22 protein-coding genes are annotated in these 25,444 nt (G+C 71.7%); 19 read left to right on the top strand and 3 right to left on the bottom strand.

The window, feature by feature from the left end:
- Positions 1 to 185: 185 nt before the first annotated feature.
- The 18 genes from ACWGL3_RS02710 (at position 186) to ACWGL3_RS02625 (ending at position 20,601) form a co-directional block, all read left to right on the top strand.
- Positions 186 to 569: a hypothetical protein gene (locus ACWGL3_RS02710; RefSeq protein WP_452460711.1), complete on the top strand. Its 384-nt coding sequence runs from the start codon at positions 186 to 188 to the stop codon at positions 567 to 569.
- Between the two features lie 127 nt (positions 570 to 696).
- Complete coding sequence (locus tag ACWGL3_RS02705) at positions 697 to 1,407, top strand: demethylmenaquinone methyltransferase (protein ID WP_267946794.1); 711 nt, start codon at positions 697 to 699, stop codon at positions 1,405 to 1,407.
- A gap of 429 nt (positions 1,408 to 1,836) precedes the next feature.
- Positions 1,837 to 3,141: a geranylgeranyl reductase family protein gene (locus tag ACWGL3_RS02700; RefSeq protein WP_267946793.1), complete on the top strand. Its 1,305-nt coding sequence runs from the start codon at positions 1,837 to 1,839 to the stop codon at positions 3,139 to 3,141.
- Positions 3,142 to 3,342: 201 nt separating this feature from the next.
- Positions 3,343 to 3,702, top strand: coding sequence for an NADH-quinone oxidoreductase subunit A (locus ACWGL3_RS02695; RefSeq protein ID WP_267946792.1), 360 nt, complete (start codon positions 3,343 to 3,345; stop codon positions 3,700 to 3,702).
- Between the two features lie 67 nt (positions 3,703 to 3,769).
- Positions 3,770 to 4,315, top strand: a complete 546-nt coding sequence (locus tag ACWGL3_RS02690; RefSeq protein ID WP_344177191.1) for a NuoB/complex I 20 kDa subunit family protein — start codon at positions 3,770 to 3,772, stop codon at positions 4,313 to 4,315.
- A gap of 1 nt (position 4,316) precedes the next feature.
- Positions 4,317 to 5,048 carry an NADH-quinone oxidoreductase subunit C gene (locus ACWGL3_RS02685; RefSeq protein ID WP_452460710.1) on the top strand — a complete coding sequence of 244 codons (732 nt, stop codon included), beginning with the start codon at positions 4,317 to 4,319 and terminating at the stop codon, positions 5,046 to 5,048.
- A 43-nt stretch (positions 5,049 to 5,091) separates the two neighbouring features.
- Complete coding sequence (locus ACWGL3_RS02680; protein ID WP_267946789.1) at positions 5,092 to 6,387, top strand: NADH-quinone oxidoreductase subunit D; 1,296 nt, start codon at positions 5,092 to 5,094, stop codon at positions 6,385 to 6,387.
- Positions 6,384 to 7,136, top strand: a complete 753-nt coding sequence (gene nuoE, locus ACWGL3_RS02675; protein WP_267946788.1) for an NADH-quinone oxidoreductase subunit NuoE — start codon at positions 6,384 to 6,386, stop codon at positions 7,134 to 7,136. The genes ACWGL3_RS02680 and nuoE overlap by 4 nt, the downstream gene beginning before the upstream one ends.
- Complete coding sequence (nuoF, locus tag ACWGL3_RS02670; protein WP_452460709.1) at positions 7,133 to 8,452, top strand: NADH-quinone oxidoreductase subunit NuoF; 1,320 nt, start codon at positions 7,133 to 7,135, stop codon at positions 8,450 to 8,452. Before nuoE ends, nuoF begins: the two co-directional genes overlap by 4 nt.
- Positions 8,449 to 10,929 (top strand): NADH-quinone oxidoreductase subunit G, encoded by a 2,481-nt coding sequence (locus ACWGL3_RS02665; RefSeq protein WP_267946786.1) that lies wholly within the window; start codon positions 8,449 to 8,451, stop codon positions 10,927 to 10,929. Before nuoF ends, ACWGL3_RS02665 begins: the two co-directional genes overlap by 4 nt.
- Positions 10,926 to 12,293: an NADH-quinone oxidoreductase subunit NuoH gene (gene nuoH / locus ACWGL3_RS02660; protein WP_267946785.1), complete on the top strand. Its 1,368-nt coding sequence runs from the start codon at positions 10,926 to 10,928 to the stop codon at positions 12,291 to 12,293. Before ACWGL3_RS02665 ends, nuoH begins: the two co-directional genes overlap by 4 nt.
- Positions 12,286 to 12,837, top strand: a complete 552-nt coding sequence (gene nuoI / locus ACWGL3_RS02655; protein ID WP_267946784.1) for an NADH-quinone oxidoreductase subunit NuoI — start codon at positions 12,286 to 12,288, stop codon at positions 12,835 to 12,837. The genes nuoH and nuoI overlap by 8 nt, the downstream gene beginning before the upstream one ends.
- On the top strand, positions 12,834 to 13,823 hold the full coding sequence (locus ACWGL3_RS02650) for an NADH-quinone oxidoreductase subunit J (protein ID WP_431061458.1): 990 nt from the start codon (positions 12,834 to 12,836) through the stop codon (positions 13,821 to 13,823). Before nuoI ends, ACWGL3_RS02650 begins: the two co-directional genes overlap by 4 nt.
- A complete protein-coding gene (gene nuoK / locus ACWGL3_RS02645) occupies positions 13,811 to 14,110 on the top strand; it encodes an NADH-quinone oxidoreductase subunit NuoK (protein ID WP_013156051.1) in 300 nt (99 codons plus the stop codon). Before ACWGL3_RS02650 ends, nuoK begins: the two co-directional genes overlap by 13 nt.
- Before the next feature lie 14 nt (positions 14,111 to 14,124).
- Positions 14,125 to 16,068: an NADH-quinone oxidoreductase subunit L gene (nuoL, locus tag ACWGL3_RS02640; RefSeq protein ID WP_267950533.1), complete on the top strand. Its 1,944-nt coding sequence runs from the start codon at positions 14,125 to 14,127 to the stop codon at positions 16,066 to 16,068.
- A 3-nt stretch (positions 16,069 to 16,071) separates the two neighbouring features.
- Positions 16,072 to 17,730 carry an NADH-quinone oxidoreductase subunit M gene (locus ACWGL3_RS02635; protein WP_267946783.1) on the top strand — a complete coding sequence of 553 codons (1,659 nt, stop codon included), beginning with the start codon at positions 16,072 to 16,074 and terminating at the stop codon, positions 17,728 to 17,730.
- Positions 17,727 to 19,379, top strand: a complete 1,653-nt coding sequence (nuoN, locus tag ACWGL3_RS02630) for an NADH-quinone oxidoreductase subunit NuoN (protein ID WP_378553482.1) — start codon at positions 17,727 to 17,729, stop codon at positions 19,377 to 19,379. Before ACWGL3_RS02635 ends, nuoN begins: the two co-directional genes overlap by 4 nt.
- A 217-nt stretch (positions 19,380 to 19,596) precedes the next feature.
- The gene (locus tag ACWGL3_RS02625) at positions 19,597 to 20,601 is read left to right on the top strand and encodes a polyprenyl synthetase family protein (RefSeq protein WP_267946782.1); all 1,005 of its coding nucleotides are present in this window, start codon (positions 19,597 to 19,599) and stop codon (positions 20,599 to 20,601) included.
- A 265-nt stretch (positions 20,602 to 20,866) separates the two neighbouring features.
- Here the strand turns inward: ACWGL3_RS02625 and ACWGL3_RS02620 are convergent, their stop codons facing one another.
- The 3 genes from ACWGL3_RS02620 to rarD form a co-directional block, all read right to left on the bottom strand.
- The gene (locus ACWGL3_RS02620) at positions 20,867 to 21,979 is read right to left on the bottom strand and encodes a hypothetical protein (RefSeq protein WP_452460708.1); all 1,113 of its coding nucleotides are present in this window, start codon (positions 21,977 to 21,979) and stop codon (positions 20,867 to 20,869) included.
- A gap of 208 nt (positions 21,980 to 22,187) precedes the next feature.
- Entirely contained in the window at positions 22,188 to 23,129 is a 942-nt protein-coding gene (locus ACWGL3_RS02615) for a flagellar associated protein (RefSeq protein WP_452460707.1), read from the bottom strand.
- A gap of 122 nt (positions 23,130 to 23,251) precedes the next feature.
- Complete coding sequence (gene rarD / locus ACWGL3_RS02610) at positions 23,252 to 24,229, bottom strand: EamA family transporter RarD (RefSeq protein ID WP_267946779.1); 978 nt, start codon at positions 24,227 to 24,229, stop codon at positions 23,252 to 23,254.
- Between the two features lie 336 nt (positions 24,230 to 24,565).
- Here rarD and msrA point away from each other — a divergent pair, with 336 nt between their 5' ends.
- Positions 24,566 to 25,222 carry a peptide-methionine (S)-S-oxide reductase MsrA gene (gene msrA, locus ACWGL3_RS02605; protein WP_344177210.1) on the top strand — a complete coding sequence of 219 codons (657 nt, stop codon included), beginning with the start codon at positions 24,566 to 24,568 and terminating at the stop codon, positions 25,220 to 25,222.
- Positions 25,223 to 25,444 lie beyond the last annotated feature (222 nt).

The following is a 25,444-nucleotide window of genomic DNA, read 5'->3' as shown; positions in this document are numbered from 1 at the left end:
CCTTCCGGAATGCGCTTGGAAGTACGGCCGAATTCCACCGAGCCGATACCGGGGTCCGGCCCCGGGACCCCGCCGCGCGGCCGTGACGCGACGGCCCGCCCGCGCCGGATAATCGGTGGCGCGCACCGCCGGGCCACGGCAGGGTGTTCCGTCCGAGACCCTCGCGGACGGAGCACGGTTCACCTATGGACGACACCGGGAGACTGTTCGTGGACGAGGAGTCGCAGAAGCTCGTCACCGACCTCGTGGCCGCGGTCCCCTGGCTGGAGGAGGACTACGAGTGCCACGTCGATCTCGACGGCGGCCCGCTCCCCCACGTCTTCTTCTGGGACGTCACCCGGGCGGTGGTCGCGTCGTTCCTCTCCGACGGGAGCCACGGCCTGGACTGGGAGGGGGTCCTCGGCTTCCTGGAGGAGCAGAGCGCGCGCGGGGTCCCCGAGGTGGACGTGGTGATCGGCACGTCGTTCCTCTACTCCCTTCCGTGGCCGGGGCAGCCCGGATACGCCCTGGTCGGGCACCTCGGCCCGGTCATGGCCGAGAGGTTCGGGCGGATCCGGCCGGACGGCTGACGGAGCCGGGCCGCGGGCGCCGGGCCGGGGGCCGGCGGAAGGGGCCGGGGCGCGGCGGCGGGAGGCACGGCGCGGGCGGGGCGGGGGAGCGGTACGGCCGCACGGAGCGCACCCTTAGTCTTGTGCCATGACCCGCGCGAAGCTCGACAAGAAGCCCCAGGACGTCGCGGCGATGTTCGATGGCATCGCCGAAAACTACGACCTCGTCAACGACGTCATCTCGCTGGGACAGGACAGGATCTGGCGGAAGGCCGTCGTCAACGCCGTCGAGGCCTACAGCGGAGAGCTGGTCCTCGACCTCGCCGCGGGCACCGGCACCTCCTCGGAGTCCTTCGTGAAGAAGGGCGCGCGCGTCATCGCGTGCGACTTCTCCCTGGGCATGCTCACCACGGGCGCCAAGCGCCGGGGCGGCGCCTCCACCGGCGGCGTGACCTTCGTGGCGGGCGACGCCCTCAGCCTCCCCTTCGCCGACGAGACCTTCGACGCGGTCACGATCTCCTTCGGCCTGCGCAACGTCAGCGACGTGGACCAGGCACTGCGGGAGCTGCTGCGGGTGACCAAGGTCGGCGGCCGGCTGGTCATCTGCGAGTTCAGCCACATCCCGGTGGAGTTCGTGGACAAGCTCTACTCCACCTACCTCATGGCCGCCCTGCCCAAGATCGCGGGCGCGGTGTCCGGCCGGGGCGAGTCCTACGACTACCTGTCGGAGTCGATCATGGCCTGGCCCAAGCAGGCCGACCTCGCCCGCGACCTCCAGGACGCGGGCTGGTCCAGGGTCGCCTGGCGCAACCTGTCGACGGGCATCGTCGCCCTGCACCGCGGTTTCCGGGACAAGTAGAAACCGACATAGCGCCCAGGAAGCTCGATACTTCTTTTATAGCTAATAAGCACGCAAAACCCGGAGAACAGGGCGTTCTCCGGGTTTTTTGTGTTGCCACTGGGTCCCCTGGGGTGTCGGAAACAATCATGAGCTGCACCTTTGTCAGAAGGTGATGCCTTTAGGTGTCCAGTGGGGCTATCTGGGAGCAATATCCCGTTTGGGGATAACACGTCTAGCGCGCCCCCCGGGGGTCGCCTCGCGGTGCGTAAGGGTCTAGACTGCGGAAAAGAGCCTTGTGAAGTGCTTCACAAGGCCACGAGGCGCAGGACACATGGCCACATACCGGACATGTTGGAAGTCCCACAACACCCATACCATCCCCCGTGAGCGGGTCGTCCCCGCACTGGCCCGCCACGGTGCACCGCGCGAGCAGTCGAGGACCCACCCGTGAGCGAGACAGCTACCTCCTCTCCCAGAGGCCGGGAGCGGACCGAGTACGACGCCGACGTCATCGTCGTCGGCGCCGGCCCCTCCGGCTCAACCACCGCCTACTACCTCGCCCAGGCGGGACTCGACGTCCTGCTCCTGGAGAAGACCGCCTTCCCCCGGGAGAAGGTCTGCGGCGACGGACTGACCCCCAGGGCGGTGAAGCAGCTCACCGCCATGGGGATCACCTTCGAGGACGAGGGGTGGATCAAGAACCACGGCCTGCGCATCGTCGGCGCCGGCGTCCGCCTCGAACTCCCCTGGCCCGACCTGGCCGCCTACCCCGGTTTCGGACTCGTCCGCACCCGGCTCGACTTCGACCAGATCCTGGTCGACCGCGCGGTGTCCGCCGGCGCCAAACTCCTGGAGCGGACCAACGTCACCGGCCCCCTCATGGACGAGCGCAGCAACCGCATCGTCGGGGTCCACGCCAAGGACGCCGACCGCGAGCCCGTGACCTTCCGGGCCCCGCTGGTCGTGGCCGCCGACGGCAACTCCTCCCGGCTGTCCGTCGCCATGGGCATCCGCAAGCGCGACGACCGCCCCATGGGCGTGGCCGTGCGCACCTACTTCGAGAGCCCCCGCCACAAGGACGACTACCTGGAGTCCTGGCTGGAGCTGTGGGACAGGAGCGGCGACAAGGACGTCCTCCTGCCCGGCTACGGCTGGGTCTTCGGCGTCGGCGACGGCACCAGCAACGTCGGCCTGGGCATCCTCAACTCCACCGCCTCCTTCCAGGACGTGGACTACCGCAAGCTCCTGCGCCGCTGGACCGAGTCCATGCCCGAGGAGTGGGGCTTCACCGAGGACAACCAGAAGGGCGCCATCCGCGGCGCCGCCCTTCCCATGGGCTTCAACCGCGTCCCGCACTACTCGCGCGGGCTCATGCTCGTCGGCGACGCCGGCGGCATGGTCAACCCCTTCAACGGCGAGGGCATCGCCTACGCCATGGAGGCCGGGAACATCGCCGCCGACGTCATCGTGCAGGCGCACGGGCGGCCCACCCAGCAGACCCGCGAGCGGACCCTGCTGAGCTACCCCGACGTGCTCGCCGACACCTACGGCGGCTACTACACGCTCGGGCGCTACTTCGTGAAGGTCATCGGCCAGCCCGAGTTCATGAAGTACGCGACCAAGTACGGCCTGCGCCAGCGCACGCTCATGAAGTTCGCGCTGAAGATGCTCGCCAACCTCACCGATCCCACGCAGGGCGACGCCATGGACAGGGTCATCAACGGCCTGACCAGGATCGCCCCCGCGGCCTAGCCGCTCCGCGGGCCGGGCGGCCCCGATCCCCGGAGCCGCCCGCCCGCCCCGGGGAACCGGGCGCGGAGCACTGGGACAACACGGCCGGGCGGTCGGGTCCGGCGCCACAACAGGACAGCACGGGACGACCGAAGAGATGAGCTAGTGAAAGCAATCACAAGCATGCGCGAGCGTGCCGACCAGCCAGAAGGAGGGTGACCCGTGGAGCTCTACACACCGATATTCGTGCTCGGCGGGATCGGCGCCGCGTTCGTGGTGGTGTCGATGGTGGCCGGGGCGGTCATGGGCCCCAAGCGCTACAACCGGGCCAAGATGCAGGCCTACGAATGCGGCATCGAGCCGACCCCGCAGCCCGCGGGCGGCGGCCGCTTCACCGTCAAGTACTACATGACGGCCATGATGTTCATCATCTTCGACATCGAGATCATCTTCCTCATCCCCTGGGCCGTCCACTTCGACGCCCTCGGCTGGTTCGGACTGGTCGCGATCGTCCTCTTCCTGGTGAACGTCTCCATCGCCTACGCCTACGAGTGGCGCCGCGGAGGCCTCGAATGGGACTGACGACCACCGCGCGCCCCGCCCAGACCCGGCAGCCCGCCCAGCCCAGCCCGGAGGAGGTCCGCAGCTGATGGGACTCGAAGAGAAACTCCCCAGCGGAATCGCGCTCACGACCGTCGAGCAGGTCGTGGGCCTGGCCCGCAAGAGCTCCATGTGGCCCGCCACGTTCGGGCTCGCCTGCTGCGCCATCGAGATGATGGCCGTCGGCGGCCCCCACTACGACCTGGCCCGGTTCGGCATGGAGAAGTTCGGCGCCACCCCGCGCCAGGCCGACCTCATGGTCGTCGCCGGACGGGTCAGCCAGAAGATGGCCCCCGTCCTGCGCCAGATCTACGACCAGATGCCCGAGCCCAAGTGGGTCATCGCGATGGGCGTGTGCGCCTCCAGCGGCGGCATGTTCAACAACTACGCGATCGTGCAGGGCGTGGACCACGTCGTCCCGGTCGACATCTACCTGCCGGGCTGCCCGCCCAGGCCGGAGATGTTCCTCGACGCCGTGCTCAAGCTGCACGACAAGGTCCAGAACACCAAGCTCGGCGCCCACCGGGAGCTGGAGATCACCGAGATCGAGGAGCGGATGCTCCGCCGGTCGCTGCCCGTGGTGACGAGGGACTGACATGAGCGAGAAAGAGCGCAACGAGGAAGCCGCCGACCTGCCCGAGAAGCAGGGACGCGAGCGGCTGGCCGCCCCGGTCAGGCGGACCGGCATGTTCGGCGGCTCCACCGGGGGCGACACCTCCGGCTTCGGGGGCCTCCAGGTCAGGGGGAGCGCTCCCGCGAACAGCCCGCGCCCCTACACCGACCCCGACGACCCGCGCACCGCGGACTTCGACAGGGTGGCCGACGACCTGGAGGCCGCCCTGGGCGAGGACGCCGGAGCGGTGGAGCGCGTCGAGGTCGCCCTCGGGGAACTCACCTTCCACGTGCGCCGCGAGGCGCTCCTGGAACTGGCGCGCGTGCTGCGCGACGACCCGGCCCTGCGCTACGAGCTGTGCACGGGGGTGACAGGCGTGCACTTCCCCGACGACACCGGCCGGGAACTGCGCGCGGTCTACCACTTCCGCTCCATCAGCCACAACAGCGAGATCCGCGTCGTCACCACCTGCCCCGACGCCGACCCGCACGTGCCGTCGATCGTGTCGGTCTACCCGACCAACGACTGGCACGAGCGCGAGGCCTGGGACTTCTTCGGCATCGTCTTCGACGGCCACCCCGCGCTGACCCGCATCCAGATGCCCGACGACTGGCGCGGCCACCCGCAGCGCAAGGACTACCCGCTGGGCGGCATCCCCGTCGAGTACCGGGGAGCCACCGTGCCCCCGCCGGACGAGCGGAGGTCCTACACGTGACCGCCAGCACCCACAGCCACTCAGCCACGAAGGGAGGCACGGCATGACCGTCACCGAGGACTACATCGACGCCTCCGGCGGGGACTGGGACGACGTCATCGAGAAGGCGCAGGCCACCAGCGCCGAACGCCTCGTCGTCAACATGGGCCCCCAGCACCCGTCCACCCACGGCGTCCTCCGCCTGATCCTCACCCTGGACGGTGAGACCTGCACCGAGGCACGCGTCGCCATCGGCTACCTGCACACCGGTATCGAGAAGAACATGGAGTACCGGACGTGGACGCAGGGCACCACGTTCGTCACCCGCATGGACTACCTGACGCCGCTCTTCAACGAGACGGCGTACTGCCTGGCGGTCGAGAAGCTGCTCGGCATCACCGAGCGCGTCCCCGAGCGCGCCAGCGTCATCCGCGTGATGATGATGGAGCTCAACCGGATGGCCTCCCACTTCGTGGCGATGGCGACGTTCGGCATGGAACTCGGCGCGACCACGGTCATGACCAACGGGTTCCGTGAGCGCGAGATGATCCTGGACATCTTCGAGCTGGTCACCGGCCTGAGGATGAACCACGCCTACGTCCGCCCCGGCGGCGTGGCGCAGGACCTGCCGCCCGGCGCGGTCGGCCAGGTCCGGGAGCTGCTCAAGGAGATGCCCAAGCGCATCCAGATCATGCGCAAGCTCCTGGACGAGAACCCCGTCTACCTCGCCCGCACCAAGGACGTCGCCTACCTCAACCTGCCCGGCTGCATGGCGCTCGGCGTCACCGGGCCGCTGCTGCGCGCCTCCGGACTCGCGTTCGACCTGCGCAAGTCCAAGCCCTACTGCGGCTACGAGGGCTACGAGTTCGACGTCCCCGTCTCCGACGGCGGCGACGTGTACGCCCGCTACCGGGTGCGCATCGCCGAGATGGAGGAGAGCCTGAAGATCATCGAGCAGTGCCTGGACAAGCTCGGTCCCGGCCCGGTGATGATCCAGGACGCCAAGATCGGCTGGCCCGCCAAGCTGGCCCTCGGCCCCGACGGGCTGGGCAACTCGCCCGACCACATCGCGCACATCATGAGCAGCTCCATGGAAGCCCTGATCCACCACTTCAAGCTGGTCACCGAGGGCTTCCGGGTGCCCGCCGGCCAGGCCTACGCGGCCGTCGAGAGCGCCAAGGGCGAACTCGGCTGCTACGCCGTCAGCGACGGGGGCACCCGCCCCCACCGCGTGCACTTCCGCGACCCCTCGTTCACGCACCTCCAGGCCGTCGCCGCCATGTGCGAGGGCGGCACGGTGGCGGACGTGATCGCGGCCGTGGCCAGTATCGACCCGGTGATGGGAGGCGTGGACCGGTGAACCAGAACGACACCACACCCGACAGCGCGGACAGCGCGCAGGTCGTGCGCGAGAGGTTCCCCGACGAGGTCACGGCCCGTCTGGAACCGGACGCCAAGGAGATCATCGCCCGCTACCCCCGGCAGCGCTCCGCCCTGCTCCCCCTGCTGCACCTGGTGCAGTCCGAGGAGGGGCACGTGAGCACGGCCGGGATGCGCTTCTGCGCCGACCAGCTCGGCATCACCCTCGCCGAGGTCAACGCGGTCGCCACGTTCTACACCATGTACCGCCGCCGCCCCGGCGGCGACTACCAGGTGGGCGTGTGCACCAACACCCTGTGCGCCGTCATGGGGGGCGACGAGATCTTCGCGTCCCTCAAGGACCACCTCGGGGTCGGCCACAACGGGACCACCGAGGACGGCAAGGTCACGCTGGAGCACCTGGAGTGCAACGCGGCCTGCGACTTCGCCCCCGTCGTGATGGTCAACTGGGAGTTCTTCGACAACCAGACGCCCGACACCGCCAAGCGGCTGGTCGACGACCTGCGGCTCGGCAACGACGTCGCCCCCACGCGCGGCCCCGCGAGCCTGTGCACCTGGAAGCAGGCCTCCCGCGTGCTCGCCGGGTTCGACGACGGCCGCGCCGGCGAGGGCGTCCAGGCGGCGGGCGCCTCGCTCGCCGGACTCGACGTGGCCCGGCGCAACGGCTGGACCGCGCCCGACCCCGCGAACCTTCCCACCCGCGACCAGGGTGAGGAGGGCGCCAAATGACCACCCTGACCCCGATCCTGTCCCGCAACTGGGACCGCGCCGACTCCTTCACCCTCGACGGGTACCAGGCCACCGGCGGCTACGACGCGCTGCGCAAGGCCCTGGCCATGGAACCCGACGCCATCGTGGACCTGGTCAAGCAGTCCGGCCTGCGCGGCCGCGGCGGCGCCGGGTTCCCCACCGGGATGAAGTGGGGGTTCCTGCCCAAGGACAACCCCAACCCGCGCTACCTCGTCGTCAACGCCGACGAGTCCGAGCCGGGCACCTGCAAGGACATCCCGCTCATGCTCGCCAACCCGCACGTGCTGGTGGAGGGCGTGGCGATCGCGTCGTACGCGATCAAGTCCAACCAGGCCTTCATCTACGTGCGCGGCGAGGTCGTCCACGTCATCCGCCGCCTGCGCAAGGCCGTCGCCGACGCCTACGAGGCCGGACTGCTCGGCCGGGACATCCTCGGCAGCGGCTTCGACCTCGACGTCGTCGTCCACGCCGGGGCGGGCGCCTACATCTGCGGCGAGGAGACCGCCCTCCTGGACTCCCTGGAGGGCTACCGGGGCCAGCCCCGGCTCAAGCCGCCGTTCCCCGCCGTGGCCGGGCTCTACGCCTCGCCCACCGTGGTCAACAACGTCGAGTCCATCGCCAGCGTCCCCGGCATCGTCGCCAACGGCGCCGAGTGGTTCACGTCCATGGGCACCGAGAAGTCCGCCGGCTTCGGCTTCTTCTCCCTGTCCGGGCACGTCACCCGGCCCGGCCAGTACGAGGCGCCGCTCGGGATCACCCTGCGCGAGCTCCTCGACATGGCCGGAGGGGTGCGGGCCGGGCACAGCCTCAAGTTCTGGACCCCCGGCGGCTCCTCCACGCCCATCTTCACCGACCAGCACCTGGACACCCCGCTCGACTTCGAGTCGGTCGGGGCGGCCGGGTCCATGCTCGGCACCCGCGCGCTCCAGGTCTTCGACGAGACCACCTGCGTGGTCCGCGCCGTCGGCCGGTGGATCGCCTTCTACGCGCACGAGTCCTGCGGCAAGTGCACGCCCTGCCGCGAGGGCAACTACTGGATGGTCCAGGTCCTGGACCGCATCGAGCGCGGCGAGGGCACCGAGGCCGACCTCGACAAGCTCCTCGACATCTGCGACAACCTGCTCGGCCGCTCGTTCTGCGCCCTCGGCGACGGAGCGACCAGCCCGGTCATGTCCTCCATCAAGCACTTCCGCCAGGAGTACATCGACCACGTCGAACAGGGCGGCTGCCCGTTCGACCACGCCAAGTCCACCCTGTGGGGCGACCGCCCGGCCGCGACGGGAGGAAACCAGTGACCGTCACCTCCAACTCCTCCGGCGGATCGGCGCCGGCGCCGCCGCCCGAGGACCTGATCACCGTCACCATCGACGGGTTCCGGATCCAGGTGCCCAAGGGCACCCTCCTGATCCGGGCCGCCGAACTCCTCGGCATCCAGATCCCGAGGTTCTGCGACCACCCGCTCCTCGACCCGGTCGGCGCCTGCCGCCAGTGCCTGGTCGAGATCCCCGACATGGGCAACGGCCGCGGCATGCCCAAGCCGCAGGCCTCCTGCACCATCACCGTCATGGAGGGGATGGTGGTCAACACCCACCTCACCTCCCCGGTGGCGGAGAAGGCCCAGCGCGGGATCATGGAGTTCCTGCTCATCAACCACCCGCTGGACTGCCCGGTCTGCGACAAGGGCGGCGAGTGCCCCCTCCAGAACCAGGCCGTGTCCACGGGGCGGGGCGAGACGCGCTTCGTCGACGTCAAGCGCACCTTCCCCAAGCCGATCCCGCTGTCCACCGGGGTGCTGCTCGACCGGGAGCGCTGCATCCAGTGCGCCCGCTGCACCCGGTTCGCCGCGCAGATCGCCGGGGACCCGCTCATCGAGCTGATGGAGCGCGGGGCCCAGGAGCAGGTCGGCATCGCCGACGGCGAGGCCTTCAACTCCTACTTCAGCGGCAACACCGTGCAGATCTGCCCGGTGGGCGCCCTGACCGGCTCCGCCTACCGGTTCCGGTCACGGCCCTTCGACCTGGTCTCCACCCCCAGCGTGTGCGAGCACTGCGCCGGGGGCTGCGCCCAGCGCACCGACCACCGCCGGGGCAAGGTCACCCGCCGCCTGGCCGGGGACGACCCGCAGGTCAACGAGGAGTGGAACTGCGACAAGGGCCGGTGGGCGTTCACCTACGCCACCCAGCCCGACCGCCTCACCCGCCCCCTCGTCCGCGACGAGGAGACCAAGGCCCTGGAGTTCGCGTCCTGGTCCGAGGCGATCACCCTCGCCGGGCAGGGCCTGGCCGCCGCGCGCGGCCGGGTCGGCGTGCTCACCGGGGGCCGCCTCACCTACGAGGACGCCTACGCCTACGCCAAGTTCGCGCGGGTCGCCCTCGGCACCAACGACGTGGACATGCGCGCGCGCGACCACTCCGAGGAGGAGGCCGCGTTCCTGGCCGCCCACGTCGCGGGAACCCCCGTCGGCGTGGACTTCACCGCCCTGGAGAAGGCGCCCGCCGTGCTCCTGGCCGGGTTCGAGCCGGAGGACGAGTCGCCCTCCACGTTCCTGCGCCTGCGCAAGGGCGCCCGCAAGCGCAAGCTGAAGGTCTTCTCGGTCGCCTCGCACGCCAGCCTGGGCCTGACCAAGACCGACGGCACGCTCGTCCGCGCCGTGCCCGGCGACGAGGGCCGCGTCCTCAACGCCCTCGACGTCGACCACCCCGAGGTCGTGGAGGCCATCGGTCAGGAGGGCGCGGTCATCGCCGTCGGGGAGCGGCTCGCCGCCGTCCCCGGAGCGCTCACCGCCGCCGCCGCCCTGTCCCGCCGCACCGGGGCCCGGCTCGTCTGGGTGCCGCGCCGGGCCGGGGAGCGCGGCGCCGTCGACGCCGGAGCGCTGCCGGGCCTGCTGCCCGGCGGACGCCCCGTGGCCGACCCCGCCGCACGCGCCGAGGTCGCCCGCGCCTGGAACGTCGGGTCCCTGCCCGAGCGCCCGGGCCGCGACACCGCCGCGATCATCGCCGCCGCCGCGGCCGGGGAGCTCGACGCCCTGGTCGTCGCCGGGGTCGAGCTGGACGACCTGCCCGACCCCGACGCCGCCCGCGCGGCCCTGGCCAGGGTGCCGTTCATCGTCAGCCTCGAACTGCGCGCGAGCGAGGTCACCGACCGCGCCGACGTGGTCCTCCCCGTCGCCGCCGTCGCGGAGAAGTCCGGCACCTTCGTCAACTGGGAGGGCCGCCACCGGCCCTTCGGTGACGCGCTCAAGGTCCCCGGAGCCCTCTCCGACCTGCGGGTCCTCTCCGCCGTCGCGGACGGCATGGACGTGCACCTCGGCCTGCCCGACGCCGCGTCCGCCTACCGCGAACTGCTCGAACTGGGCCTGTGGACGGGGAACCGGCCCTCCGGCCCCTCCACCCGGCCGGTCGCCGTCCCCGAGCCGGAGGCCGGGCAGGCCGTCCTGTCCACCTGGCGGCAGCTGCTCGGCACCGGGCGCATGGAGGACGGCGAGCCGTTCCTCGCCGGCACCGCCAGGCCGCCCCGCGCCTACCTGTCCAGGACCACCGCGGACGAGGTCGGGGTCCCCGACGGCGGGATGCTCGGCGTCACCGGCGCCCACGGCTCCGTCACCGTCCCGGTCGTCGTCGCCGACATCGCCGACCGCGTCGTCTGGCTCCCGGCCAACGCCCGCGGCTGCGTCGTCCGACGCGACCTCGGCAGCGGCGCCGGGGACACGGTCATCCTGTCCGCGCCCGAATCCGCGGGCGCGTCCCACCACACCGCCGGGAGGCAGCAGTGAGCCCCGCCGTCCACACGGGCGTCCTCCAGCTCGCCTCGGAGGAGACCCTGGGCGCCTTCGGCAACGACCCGTGGTGGATCACCACGATCAAGGCCCTGGCGATCTTCGTCTTCCTCATGCTCTGCGTGCTGATGATGATCATGGCCGACCGCAAGGTCATGGGCCGCATGCAGCAGCGCCACGGACCCAACCGGATGGGCCCCTTCGGCCTCCTCCAGTCCCTGTTCGACGGCATCAAGCTCTCCCTCAAGGAGGACCTGATCCCGCGCGGGGTGGACCGGTTCGTCTACATCGCCGCGCCGATGATCGCGGCCGTGCCCGCGTTCATCGCGTTCTCGGTCATCCCGATCGGGCCCGAGGTGAACATGTTCGGGGTCACCACCCCGCTCCAGCTCACCGACCTGCCCATCGCCGCCCTGGTCGTCCTGGCCACCGCGGCGCTCGGCGTGTACGGGTTCGTGCTCGGCGGCTGGGCGTCCCAGTCGCCGTACGCCCTGCTCGGCGGCCTGCGGGCCTCCGCCCAGGTGATCAGCTACGAGATCGCGATGGGCCTGTCCTTCGTCGCGGTCTTCATCATGTCCGGCACCCTCACCACGTCGGGGATCGTCGAGTCCCAGCGCGGGCTCTGGTTCGCCGTGCTGCTCCTGCCGTCCTTCCTCATCTACCTGGTGACGATGGTCGGCGAGACCAACCGGCTGCCCTTCGACCTCGCGGAGGGCGAGGGCGAGATCGTCGGCGGCTTCATGACCGAGTACGGGTCCATGAAGTTCACGATGTTCTTCCTCGCGGAGTACGTGAACATGTGCACGGTCGCGGCCGTGTCCGTCACGCTCTTCCTCGGCGGCTGGCTCGCCCCGCCCGGGGTCAGCGCGATCCTGCCCGGCGCCAACGAGGGCTGGTGGCCCGCCCTGTGGTGGCTGCTCAAGTTCCTGTGCGTCATGTTCCTGTTCATCTGGGCGCGCGGCAGCCTCCCCCGGGTGCGCTACGACCAGCTGATGAAGCTCGGCTGGAAGGTGCTCATCCCCATCCAGCTGGTGTGGATCACCGCCGTCGCCGTCGTCCGGATGCTCGTCCTGGACGGCGCGTCGCCGATCGTCATCGGCCTCGTGGTCGCCGGGTTCTCCGCCGCGACGATCGGGGCGTTCGCCGCCTGGGCGCGCTCCGCCCGCCGCGAACGCGCCGAGGAGGCGCGCCTGCGGGCCGAGAGCCGGCGCCGCGCCCACAAGGATCCCGCCTTCGGCGGGTTCCCGGTGCCGCCGAGCACCGCCCCGCACTACGGCAGCAGCGTGCTCGCCGAACCGCCGCGGACGGCCCCGGTCGCCGCCGAGAGCAACAAGAAGGGTGAGGAGGTTTCCGGTGCTTGAGTGGCTCAACCCCGTCAAAGGATTCGGCGTCACCTTCCACACCATGTTCAAGAAGGTGCCGACGGTCGAATACCCGGAGGTCAAGCGCCCCACGGCGCCGCGCTTCCACGGCCGACACCAGCTGAACAGGTGGGCCGACGGCCTGGAGAAGTGCATCGGGTGCGAACTGTGCGCCTGGGCCTGCCCGGCCGACGCCATCTACGTGGAGGCCGGTGACAACAGCGACGACGACAGGTACTCGCCCGGCGAGCGCTACGGCCGCATCTACCAGATCAACTACCTGCGCTGCATCCTGTGCGGGCTGTGCGTGGAGGCGTGCCCCACGCGCGCCCTCACGATGACCAACGAGTACGAGCTGGCCGACACCAGCAGGCAGAGCCTGATCTGGACGAAGGAGCAGCTGCTCGCCCCCCTCAAGGAGGGCATGGAGCAGCCGCCCCACCCGATGCGCCTCGGCGACACCGAGCAGGACTACTACGCCACCGGGCGCGGCCAGCACGGGACGCAGGGCGCCCCGGCGGAGAGCGCGGAGGGGGTCCGTTGAACCCGCTCTCCACGACCCACCACGGCGTCAACGTCCCGCTCGACGCGCCCGTGGACGCCCCGCTGTACCTCGCCGCGCCCATCACGGGCGGGGAGGCCACCGCGTTCTGGATCCTCGGCGCGGTCGTCCTCCTGGGCGCCCTCGGCGTGGTCTTCTCGCGCAAGGCCGTCCACTCGGCCATGTCCATGGCGCTGACCATGGTCGGCCTGGCCATCTTCTACGGCATCAACGCGGCGCCGTTCCTGATGGTCGTCCAGATCGTCGTCTACACCGGCGCCGTCCTCATGCTGTTCCTGTTCGTGCTGATGCTCATCGGCGTCAGCTCGGCCGACTCCCTCGTGGAGACGCTCAGCGGACAGCGGATCATGACCGCCGTCGTCGCGCTCGCCTTCGTGGGCGCCCTGGCCACCGGCATCACCCGCATCTCCGTGGGCGACCCGGTCGGGCTGGGCGCCGGGGCGGCGGCCGCCGGGGGCACCATCCCGTGGATCGCGGGCGAGCTGCTCCTGCGCTACGTGGTCGCCTTCGAGGCCACCGGCGCGCTGCTCATCACCGCCGTCCTCGGCGCCATGGTGCTCGCGCACACCGCCCGCACGAAGAAGCGGCGCACCCAGCGGGAGATCTCCGAGGACCGCATCCGCGGCGACCACCCGACCCCGCTGCCCGGACCGGGCACCTACGCCCGGCACAACGCGATCGACATGCCCGCGCTGCTGCCGGACGGCACGGTCTCCAAGCTCTCCCTCAACCCGGTGCTCACCGCCCGCGACCCCGAGTACCAGTCGCGGGTGCCCGCCGACGTCCGCACCGGCAGCCCCGCGCTGCCCGGCGGGGCCTCGGACCCGGCCTCCGCCAAGGAGGGCGAGCCCGTCTCCGACACCGGCGAGGGCCCCGGCGGCGACCCGGACGACGGCGCCGACGGGACCGGCGACACCGAGAACAGCAACGGCAACGGGCAGGAGGTCGAGTCCTCGTGGACCCGATGAACTACATCGTCCTCGCGGCGCTGCTGTTCACCATCGGCGCCGTCGGCGTACTCGTCCGGCGCAACGCGATCATCGTCTTCATGTGCGTGGAGCTCATGCTCAACGCCTGCAACCTGGCGTTCGTCGCGTTCGCCCGGATGCACGGGGACATCGAGGGCCAGGTCATCGCGTTCTTCGTGATGGTCGTCGCCGCCGCCGAGGTGGTGGTCGGCCTCGCGATCATCATGCAGATCTTCCGAACCCGCAGGTCCGCGTCGCTCGATGACGCGAACCTGCTCAAGCACTAGAAGGCGACGTGGCAGTGACATCTCACGCGTACCTCGCCGCCGAACCCGCGGTGGCGACCGCCGCCGACAGCGCGGTGCTGTCGAACGCCTGGCTGCTGATCGCCCTGCCGCTCGCGGGCGCGGCGATCCTGCTGCTCGGGGGGAGGCGAACCGACAAGTGGGGGCCCTGGCTGGCCACGGCCCTCCCGGTCGCCGCCTTCGCCTGGGCGCTCCTGGCCCTGTTCGACCTCCTGGGCCGGGGCGCCGACGCCCGCAGCGTCGCCGTCCCCGTCTACCAGTGGTTCGCCGTCGGCGACTTCTCCGCCGGGGTGGACCTCCTGGTCGACCCGCTCTCGATCAGCTTCGTCCTGCTGATCACCTTCGTCGGCTCCCTGATCCACATCTACTCCCTCGGCTACATGTCCGAGGACCCCGGCAAACGGCGGTTCTTCGCCTACCTCAACCTGTTCGTCGCCGCCATGCTCGTGCTGGTGCTCGCGGACAACTTCGTCCTGCTGTTCCTCGGCTGGGAGGGCGTCGGCCTCGCGTCCTACCTGCTCATCGGGTTCTGGCAGTACAAGCCGACCGCGGCCACCGCCGCCAAGAAGGCGTTCCTGATCAACCGGGTCGGCGACATCGGCCTGCTGGTCGCCATCATGATCATGTTCACGGCGCTGGGCGCGGTCAGCTTCAGCGACGTGTTCGCGGCCGTCCCCGGGGCCGGCGACGGCGTCCTGCTCGCCGTCGGGCTGCTGCTGCTCCTCGGCGCGTGCGGCAAGTCCGCGCAGCTCCCCCTCCAGGCCTGGCTCCTCGACGCCATGGAGGGCCCCACCCCGGTGTCCGCGCTCATCCACGCGGCCACCATGGTCACCGCGGGCGTGTACCTCATCGTGCGCGCCGGGCCGGTCTTCGAGGCCGCGCCCGTCGCCCAGACGGTCGTCACCGTCGTGGGCGCCGCGACCATGATCGCGGGCGGGATCATCGCCTCGGCCAAGGACGACATCAAGAAGTCCCTCGCCGGGTCCACGATGAGCCAGATCGGCATGATGGTCCTCGCCGCCGGGCTCGGCCCCGTCGGCTACGTGGCCGCCATCGCCCACCTGGTCACGCACGGCTTCTTCAAGGCCGGGCTGTTCCTCGGCGCCGGATCGGTCATGCACGCCATGAACGACGGCGTGGACATGCGCCGGTACGGGGCGCTCCGCAAGGCCATGCCGGTCACGTTCGCGACCTTCGGCCTCGGCTACCTCGCCATCATCGGGTTCCCGCTGCTGTCCGGCTGGTGGACCAAGGAGAGCATCATCTCCGCGGCCTTCGGCGTCGGCGGCACCCGGGGCCTGGTCCTCGGCACCGCCGTCATCGTCGGCGCCGCGCTCACCGCCTTCTACATGTCGCGGATGGTCTTCATGACCTTCTTCGGCGAGAAGCGCTGGGAGGAGGGCGTGCACCCGCACGAGTCGCCGGTCAGCATGACCGCTCCCATGGTGGTGCTGGCGATCGGCTCCGTCGCCCTGGGCGCGTTCATGACCCTCGGCGACCGGTTCGCGAACTTCCTGGCCCCGAGCATCGGGGCCCACCCGCACCACTTCGACGTGGCGCACGCGTTCACCGCCCCCTACGGGATCGCGGCCCTGGCCGTGATGGCGGGCGGTGTGGCCCTCGCCTGGGTGGTCTACCTGCGCAGGCCGGTGGCGAGGACCGCGCCCAAGGCCAACCTCGTCACCGCCTTCGCGCGTGAGGAGCTGTACGGAAACCAGATCAACGAAGGCCTGCTGATGCGGCCCGGACAGGTCCTGACCAAGGTCCTGCTCGTGGTCGAGGACAAGATCATCGACGGCGCGGTCAACGGGCTCGGCACGGGTGTGCGCGACTCCTCCCGCGGACTGGGCAGGGCGCAGACCGGCTTCGCCCGGACGTACGCGCTCACGATGCTCCTCGGCGCCGTCATCGTCGCCGCGACGCTGGCTGTGAGGTTCTAGACAATGATCCCCTGGCTCACTATCGCGATCGCGCTCCCCGTGATCGGCGCGGCCGTCATCTGGGCGCTGCCGCGCGTGAAGACGTCACAGGCCGCCGCCCCCGCGGAGGCCTCCGCGGGCGCCGCGGCCACGGCCGGGGCCGCTGCGGCCACGGCCACCAGGGCCCCGGCGGCCACCGCCGCGGGGGCCGCCGGGTCGCCCGCCGGGACCGCCAAGCGGGTCGCGCTCGGCTTCTCGGTGCTCACCCTCGTCGTCCTCGCCGCCATGGCGCTGAGGTTCGACACGTCCGCGGCGGGCGGCCTCCAGTTCGAGGAGGTCTACCCCTGGATCCCGCGCTTCGGCGTCCACTTCGCGCTCGGCGTCGACGGGATCGCGCTGACGCTGATCCTGATGTCGGCGGTCCTGGTGCCGCTCGTCATCCTCGCGGCCTGGAACGAGAACGAGGACAGGGAGGACGGCGGACGCGGCTACTTCGCGCTCATCCTGGTGCTCGAAGCCATGATGATCGGTGTCTTCGCGGCCACCGACGTGTTCCTGTTCTACGTGTTCTTCGAGGCCATGCTCATCCCGGTCTACTTCATGATCGGCCGGTACGGGCGAGGTGAGGACAGGGCCAAGGCGGCCGTCAAGTTCCTGCTGTACAGCCTCGCCGGCGGGCTGATCATGCTGGTCGCGGTGATCGGCGTGTACGTCATCGGCGGGACCTTCCTGTGGACCGACCTCGTGGGCGAGGGCAGCGCCCTCGCGGCGGTCGACCCGGGCACCGCGCGGTGGCTCTTCCTCGGCTTCTTCATCGCCTTCGCCATCAAGGCGCCGATGTGGCCCGTGCACACCTGGCTGCCCTCGGCGGCGGGGGCCTCGCGCCCCGGCACCGCCGTGCTGCTCGTCGGCGTGCTCGACAAGGTCGGCACCTACGGCATGCTCCGCTACTGCCTGGAGCTGTTCCCGTCCGCGGTCTCGTGGTTCGTGTGGCCGGTGGTCGCACTGAGCCTGGTGAGCATCGTCTACGGCGCGATCCTCGCCATCGGGCAGAGCGACATGATGCGCCTGGTGGCGTACACGTCCGTGTCCCACTTCGGGTTCATCACCCTGGGCATCTTCGCCCTGACGCCGCAGGCGCAGGCCGGAGCCGCCCTCTACATGGTCAACCACGGGTTCGCGACCGGCGCGCTGTTCCTCGTCGTGGGCTTCCTCGTCGCGCGGCGCGGCTCGTCGCTCATCGAGGACTACGGCGGCGTCCAGAAGGTCGCGCCCAAGCTCGCCGGGGTGTTCCTGGTCGCCGGCCTCGCGGGCCTGGCGCTGCCCGGCCTCGCCCCGTTCGTCAGCGAGTTCCTCGTGTTCGTCGGGGTGTACGCGTTCCACCCCGCCCCCGCGGTCATCGCCGCGTCCGGCGTCGTCCTGGCCGCGCTCTACATCCTGTGGATGTACCAGCGCACCATGACCGGCGAGACCCCGGCCCGGCTGTCCGGACTGCGGGACCTGTCCGGGCGCGAGATGTGGGCGGTCGCCCCGCTGCTCGCGCTCATCATCGCGTTCGGCCTCTACCCCCAGCCCCTGCTCAACGTGATCAACCCCGCCGTCGAGCGCACCGTGGAGGTCGGGACCGCCGACACCGCGGGCGCCGGGGCGGACGGGGCCTCTGAGGAAGGAGGCGAGGAGTGATCCCCCACATGGACCTCCCCGTCGTCACCGAGGGACCGCCGGAGATCAACTGGTGGCTGCTCGCCCCGCTGCTCACGCTGTTCGCGGCGGGCGTCCTGGGCGTGCTGTTCGAGGCGTTCGTGCCGGCCAGGCGCAGGCGCCGCCTCCAGATCGGGCTGGCGGCGCTCGCGCTGCTGGCCGCGTTCGTGCTGCTCGTGCTCCAGATCGGCACCCTCCCCGAGGGCCAGGCCGGGGTGACCGTCGCCGCCGGCGTGCTCGCCGTGGACCGGACGGTGATCTTCTTCCAGGGCACCATCACCGTGCTCGCGCTGATCAGCCTGCTGCTCATCGCCGAGAACCGGGACGGCCGGGACGCGTTCGCCGCCCAGGCCGCCACCGTCCCCGGCAGCGAGGAGGAGCGCGCGCACATCCTGGCGGGCTCCCAGCACACCGAGGTGTACCCGCTGGTCATGTTCGCCGTGCTGGGGATGCTGATGTTCCCCGCCTCGAACGACTTCCTGACGATGTTCATCGCCCTGGAGGTCATGAGCCTCCCGCTGTACCTGCTGTGCGGGCTCGCGAGGCGGCGGCGCCTGTTCTCCCAGGAGGCCGCGGTCAAGTACTTCCTGCTCGGCGCGTTCTCGTCGGCGTTCTTCCTGTTCGGCATCGCCCTCGTCTACGGGTACGCCGGATCGGTGAACTTCGGCACGATCAGGGCGGCCGTGGAGGCCGGCGGGGCCGAGATCTTCCAGGGCGAGGGGGGCGACGGCGAACCGCTCCTGCTGATGGGCATCGGTCTCGTCGCCATCGGACTGCTGTTCAAGGTCGGCGCCGTCCCCTTCCACAACTGGAAGCCCGACGTCTACCAGGGCGCCCCGACCCCCATCACCGCGCTGATGGCCTCCTGCACGCTGGTCGCCGCGTTCGGCGCCCTGCTGCGGGTGTTCTTCGTGCCGTTCGGCACCTCGGCGGCCAGCTGGGAGCCGATGCTGTGGGCGGTCGCGGTGCTGACGATGGTGGCCGCCGCGGTCATCGCCGTCACCCAGCGGGACATCAAGCGCCTGCTGGCGTACTCGTCGGTCGTGCACGCCGGGTTCATCCTGACGGCGGTCGTGGCCAACAGCACCGACGGGCTCGCGGGCGCCATGTTCTACCTGGCGGCCTACGGGTTCACGACCCTGGGCGCGTTCGCGGTGGTGACCCTGGTGCGCACCAAGGACGGCGGGCAGGAGCTCGGCGACCTGGAGCGGTGGGCCGGGCTCGGACGCCGCTCCCCGGCGCTCGCCGGTGCGCTCGCCCTGTTCCTGCTGGCCTTCGCCGGTATCCCGCTGACCAGCGGTTTCATCGGCAAGTTCGCGGTGTTCGAGGCGGCGGTCGCGGCCGGGGCCACGCCCCTGGTGGTCGTGGGCGTGCTCAGCAGCGCGGTGACCGCGTTCTTCTACGTGCGGATCATCGTTGTGATGTTCTTCCGGGATCCGGAGGGCGACGGCCCGACCGTGGTGCGCGCGGGCGCGGCCACCGGCGGGGTCATCACGATCGGGGTGGCGGCCACGCTGCTCCTCGGCCTGTACCCCGGTCCGGTGCTGGACCACCTGCTGCCGTCCTCCGAGACGGGCCCGGAACCGGTCGCCGTCATGGTGGACCAGGCCTCCACGGACACCGACGGGTGAACACCGCTGGTCAGAGATCCGGATCGCCCGTGAAACCCGGGTGATCCGGATCCGGCCGCCGTGTACCCGGGTGTGGCTTTGGCTGAGCATTCCGGGTCGGATACCGTGGCAAGTCGGATCATGTTCATGTGCTGAGCACGCGGCGGCCCCCGGGCCTCCTTCCGAGGGTCTCCCCGAGAGGCCGCCGACGTGCCCGTTCAACAGGTGGAGCTTTACGGTGAGCGGTGCTGTCCCGAGCGGGTTTCTCGCTCTGCCGAGAGTCGACCCGACCCTCGCCCGGGAGGTCCAGGACAACCTCGAGAAGGTCGAGGACCTGCTCCGGGACTCTGTGGCCTCCAGTGACCCCCTGCTGTCCGAGGCGGCGTCCCACCTGCTCGCCGCGGGCGGCAAGCGGTTCCGGGCCACCCTCGTGCTCCTCGCGGCCCACTTCGGCGACCCCACGGTCCCCGACCTCATCCCCGCCGCGTCCGTCGTGGAGCTGACCCACGTGGCCACCCTCTACCACGACGACGTCATGGACGAGGCGGAGATGCGCCGGGGCGAGCCCAGCGCCAACCAGCGCTGGGGCAACAGCATCGCCATCCTCACCGGCGACTACGTGTTCGCCAAGGCCTCCGAGATGCTCGCCGACCTGGGCACCGAGGCCGTCCGGCTCCAGGCGGTCACCTTCGGCCGCCTCGTCCAGGGCCAGATCCTGGAGACCTCCGGACCCAGCGAGGGCACCGACCCCCTGGACCACTACCTGCGGGTCATCAGCGACAAGACCGCCTCGCTCATCGCCTCCTCGGCGGAGTTCGGCGGCATGTTCGGCAAGGTCGACCCGGAGACCATCGGGACCCTCACCCGGGCGTGCGACGCGCTCGGCATGGCCTTCCAGCTCTCCGACGACATCCTGGACGTCGCCAGCGAGAGCACCGACTCCGGCAAGACGCCGGGCACGGACCTGCGCGAGGGCGTGCTCACACTGCCGATGTTCTACGCGCTGCGCTCGCAGGACCCCGCCGACGCGCGGCTCCGGTCGCTCCTCGGCCGCCCGCTGGGCGACGAGGAGGCCGAGGAGGCGCTCAAGCTGCTGCGCGTCCACCCGGCCATGGCGGAGGCGGAGGCCACCCTGAGGGGCTGGGCCGACAAGTCCCGCGGAGAGCTGGCCACGCTCCCGGAGGGACCGGCCAGGAACGCCTTCGAGGCGCTCTGCGACTACGTGGTCGAGCGCTCCGGCTGACACCGGGACGCCGGGCGGCCGCCCCCCCCGTGACCCCGGCCCCATCGGAGGCCGGACGCGGCGCGGCGCCGCCCCGGGAGGGGACGGCGCCGGCGGTCGAGCGGTCCGGTCGGGCGGCGCGGTGGCCCGAGGGGTTCCCAGACCCGCCCCTCTCGGCAACGTCCCCCGTACCCGCGGCCCGCAGGGCGTCGAGCCCGTCCGCAGGTCCTGGTCCGTCGGGGCAGGTCCCCCTCGGGTCGCACCGGTCACCGTCCCGGACGGCCCGCTAGCTGATGACGGGAAGCGCCTCGGAGCCCGGCAGCTGGGTGAAGGTCGGGTGCTGGACCATGTTCGCGGGGACCTCCTGCTCCTTGGTCCCCCCGTCGATCGACACGATGTCGCTGGTGTCGATGTCGTTCAGCAGGTCGGTGCCCCGGCCCAGGCTCGCCACGAGCTCCTCCGCGGTCTCCGTGTTCGCGCCCTCCACCAGGGTGGGCAGGCCCGTGTCGGCGGCGGCCTGCGGAAGGGCCTCGGCGGCCTGCGGCAGCGCCTCGTCCACCGGGGCGATGCCGGTGCCCGTGATGCGGGGCACGCCGGCGTCGGCCAGCGGGCCGCCCAGCCCCAGGACGGTCGTGCCCTCGGGGGCGGAGAACACGGTGTCGGTCAGGCCGGCCAGGGGCTCCACGGGGGCGCTCTGCCGGACGGTGCCCCGGCCCAGCGGGGCCACGACCTCGTCCAGGACGATGCTCCCGTTCCCGGTCAGGGCGGTCAGGTCCGAGGGGTCGGGCAGCTCGGCGGCCTGCGGCAGCGTGGTGAGTTCGCGCGTGCCCGGCAGCTCGATCCGGTCGCGCAGGGCGTAGGTGGCCTCCACGGTGTGCGGCACCACCTCGACGAGGGTCGCCTCGGCCTCGGACCCGACGCCCCGCGCGGTGTCCTCCAGCACCCCCCCGGCCGCCACGGCGCGCTCCTCCACGACGGCGCCCGCGGTGTGGCCGACGGTGTCGTGGGGGTTCCCGTCCAGCCCCGTGGCGTCCTGGGCGCCGGACACGGTGTCGGCCAGGGCGGGGACGGGGTTGGGGACGGTCCCGACCGGGGTGGCGACGTCCGTGCCCCGGGGCAGCGGCGCGGAGAGGTCGGGGGCGGGCCGGTCCGGGTTGTGCGCGCTGTCCTGGAGCTCGGACAGGGCGGTGCCCGCGATGGGGCCGACCCCTCCGGGGGCCAGGCTGTTCACGGTGGGGGCGACGCCCTCCACCAGGGCCCGCTCGACGAGCGGCGTGATCTCGCGGACGGGGGAGTCGAGTCCCTCGGCGCCCGCGATCCCGGCGCCGAGGGCGACGAAGCCCGCGGTGCCCGCGGCGAGCAGGACGGCCCTGGCTGAGATTCGCTTGGCCTGCGTCATGGAATTCCTTCCGGAAGCTGTGGTCGGTGCATTCGTGGAAGCCGTGCGCCCGGGGCGCCGACGACCTGGGCCGGAGGTGGACCACCGGCTGACATGAATCACGTGAACGGCGGCACGGGACTCAGGTCAGCTCCCAGGAGGTGCGGCGGGGACGCCGCGCTGGGAACGGTCCGCGCGCGGGAAAGGGACACCGCGCGGTGGGACCGCCCTAGTCGGGGGAGACGGTGGGGTCGTCGCTGGGACCGCTCGGCACGGGGTGCAGCGAGCGGGAGGCCAGGAGCACGGCGGAGGCCGCGGGAGCGGTGACGGGCGGGGCCGTCAGGTAGCCGGCGACCGCGGGGGCGGCGCCGCCCGCGGGCGCGGCGGAGCCGGTGGCCAGCTGGGCGGAGGGCGCCGTCGCGGAGGAGGCGCCGGTGTCGCCGGGCTCCCCGTCCGCCTCGGCGGAGGGGACCTCGACGGCGGGTGCGGCGGACGGTGCGAAGGCGTACACGGGCCCGTGCCCGCCGGGGGTCCCGGCGGAGGCGGACGGGGCGTCATGGCGCCCGTTCCGCCCACGGGCGCGGTCGGCGGATTCCGGCTCCCCCTCGCGGGCCCGGGCCCCACCCGGGGCCGGGGCCTCCTGGACGCCGGACACGGCGTCGACGGCGGGGGAGAGGAGGTTCTGGGCGGTGTCCCGACGGGTCCGGTCGAGGTCCCCGACCACCCGGCGGGCCCCTTCGCGGAGCTCGTCCACCGGCCAGCCGGGGTCGTCCAGGAGCCCGGCCGCGTCGTCCCCGTCCTGGCGGCCCAGGCCCTGGTGGACGGTGCCGAGGGTCCGGGAGACCGGTTCGGCGACCCGCTCCGGGACGACCTCGTCGAGGGAGCCGGGGCGGTCGAGCCCGAGCGCGCCGGCGTTCCCCAGCGCGTCCGCGCCGGTGCCGCCGAGGGCGGCGCCGGTCCCGGTGAGCGCGCCCGTCCCGGTCCGCGCGAGGGCCCCGGTCCCGTCGAGGGCGCCGCCGAGGGCGTCCGCGTGGACGGGTGAGGCCCCGAAGAGCCACAGGGTGGTGAGGAACGCCCCCACGAGGAACGGCAGGCCGAGCAGGGAGGGGCTCATGGAGCACGCGGCCGAGGCGACGCGCATGGCGCGGGCCGTTTGGCTGGTGCGGGGCATGAGGGACCCTCCGGGACGTGCTGCCTGGTCGGAACCGGTACGGTGACCGGTTCGCGACCTGACGTTAGCACAGTGTCACGCAGGGTAGTTTGTGTTCTCCGAAACGGGGAAATCCGTCCGGGTCACTCCTCGTTGTCCGGTCGGGCGTGCTTCTCGGGCTCCCTCTCCCGTTCGGCCTCCTGTGCCATGAGGTCCAGCCTGGCCCTGGTCCGTGCACGGGAGCGTGAGCGGACGCCGCTCAGCTGGTCGAGGGCGAACACGCACAGCGCCGACCAGACCAGGGCGAAGCCGATCCAGCGGGCGAGCGGCATCTCCTCGCCCTGGACGAGCCAGCCGATGAAGAACATCATGGTCGGGGCGATGTACTGGAGCATGCCGATGATGCTCAGGGGCACCTGGCGGGCGGCCACGCCGAAGAGCAGCAGGGGCAGGGCGGTCACGAACCCGCCGCCGACCAGCAGCGCCGTGTGGGCGGGCGACACCGAGAACGCGGTCCCGGCCCCCGTGGCCTCCAGGTAGACCACGAAGCCCAGCGCCGGCAGGAACATCACCAGCGTCTCGACGGTCAGGCTCTGCATCCCGTCGAGGTCGACGTACTTCTTGACCGCGCCGTACGCGGCGAACGAGGAGGCCATGAGCAGCGCGAGCCACGGCGTCACGCCGTAGCCGACCGTCATCACGGCCACGGCGAGGACGCCCAGGCCGACCGCCACCCACTGGGCCGTGCGCAGCCGCTCGGAGAACAGCAGCACCCCCAGGCACACCGACATCAGGGGGTTGATGAAGTACGCCAGGGAGGCCTGGAGGGTCTGCTCCACGGAGACGGAGTAGATGAATCCCCACCAGTTGAGGGAGATCAGGACGGCCGCGGCGGCGACGGGCAGGAGGCGCCGGGGGCTGCGGAGCACGGCGGGGAGCCAGGACCAGCCCCGGCGGGCGAACAGGAGGATGACGCACATCGCCAGCAGGGCCCACACCATGCGGTGGGCGAGGATCTCGCTGGGTTCGGAGGCGGAGAGGAACGGCCAGTACAGGGCCGCGAAGCCCCACAGGAGGAAGGCGCTTGCCCCGAGGGCGACGCCGCGGTTGGATTCCGGCACGTACGCAATGGTAGGACGAATCCTCGGGCGTGTCTGCCTCATATCGGGCGATACCCGGACTCGTGAGACGGGTCATGCTCCCAGTGGTCGGGGTGGTCGGGGTGGTCGGGGTGGTCGGGGTGGTCGGGGTGGTCGGGGGGCGCCATCGACCGCCCGCCCGGGCAGACCTTCGACGCCGGGCCGCGGGCGGGGAGGGGAGGGGAGCGCGCCCGCGCGGGGCCGGTCGCAGGGAAGTCCTCCGCGCCGCCGGAAGGGGCCCGCCCCGGTCGCGGCGGGGTCGTCCACAGGCGGGAACGGGGCCGTGCGCCGCGCCCGCGCCGCGGATAGCCTGGGGTCATGTTCGGGAGAAAAGCGACCATGGTCGACCCAGCGCGTGCCCTGCCCGGCCGGGACACCCCGATGCCGGTGCACGCGGTGCACACCGTGCTCGGCACGCCACTCACCCCGCCCTACCCCGAGGGGAGCGAGATCGCCGACGTGGCGATGGGCTGCTTCTGGGGGGCCGAGCGGATCTTCTGGCGCCTCGGCGCCGAGCGCGGCATCGTCACCACCGCGGTCGGCTACGCGGGCGGCTACACGCCCAACCCCACCTACGAGGAGGTCTGCTCCGGCCTGACCGGGCACACCGAGGTCGTGCGGGTGGTGTTCGACCCCAGTCGGATCACCTACCCGGAGGTCCTCAAGGCCTTCTGGGAGGGCCACGACCCGACCCAGGGGCTGCGCCAGGGCAACGACGTCGGCAGCCAGTACCGCTCGGCGATCTACTACCACGACGAGGCCCAGAAGGCCGTCGCCGAGGCCACGCGCGACGCCTTCCAGCCGGTGCTGACCGCCGCCGGGTACGGCCCGATCACCACCGAGATCGCGCCGCTCAAGGCCTTCTACTTCGCCGAGGAGTACCACCAGCAGTACCTGTCCGACGCCAAGAACCCCAACGGGTACTGCGGCATCGGCGGTACGGGCACCAGCTGCCCCATCGGCGTCGTGGGCTAGCCGCCCGGACGGGCCCGGCCGCAGGAGCGCGGCCGACCGCGCCGGAGGGATCGGGGCCCGGCCGTCGTGTGACGACGGCCGGGCCCCTGTGCCCGCCTCGGCCCGCGACCGGGCAGGGTCCCGGTGTGCCGGAGCGCCGTCCGACAGCCGCCGGACCCCTGTGTCCGCCTCTCCGCGGTGTGGAGTACGCCCCTGCCCACGCCCCGGGGCAACTTGCCGGAA

It is taken from the genome of Nocardiopsis sp. NPDC055824 (assembly GCF_053616335.1).
This window is presented reverse-complemented; position numbering and strand designations above follow the sequence as displayed.